Genomic DNA, 370 nt, shown 5'->3' with positions numbered 1-370 from the left:
TGGTCTGCTGGGCAAGGCGTTCGGGCGGGATGTGGCCGGGGCGTTGCGGGGTGCGGTGGACTCGGCGCTGGCGGAGGCGCGGCAGGTCAAGGGTGCGGGCCGGGATCTGGCGGAGGAGGCGGCCGGTTCGGCGGTGAAGCCGGTGGCCACGGACTTTGGCCGGGATCTGGCGGGCCGCACGGCGAACCTGGCCCGCGCCCTGCGCGAGGGCCGGGTCGACGCGGCGGGGGAGGCGTGGTTCTCCGATATCGGCGACATCTTCGCCCGGGGCCTGGGCGGGGTGATGGGGGAGGCGGCGGCGCGCCGGGTGGGTGAGGACTGGGCGCGGGCGTTCGCGCGGTCGTTCGGCGGGCGGGGGATGGAGGCGGCG

1 protein-coding gene is annotated in these 370 nt (G+C 77.6%); it reads left to right on the top strand.

Going from position 1 to position 370, the window contains the following annotated elements:
* Positions 1 to 370 (top strand): hypothetical protein (locus IF37_RS0138560; protein WP_030754541.1); only part of this gene is annotated, 370 nt, incomplete at both ends.

The sequence above is a fragment of the Streptomyces sp. NRRL S-31 genome (assembly GCF_000718775.1).
Classification (GTDB): domain Bacteria; phylum Actinomycetota; class Actinomycetes; order Streptomycetales; family Streptomycetaceae; genus Streptomyces.
Note: the sequence above shows the minus strand (reverse complement) of the source record. Positions and strands in the feature narration are given on the sequence as shown.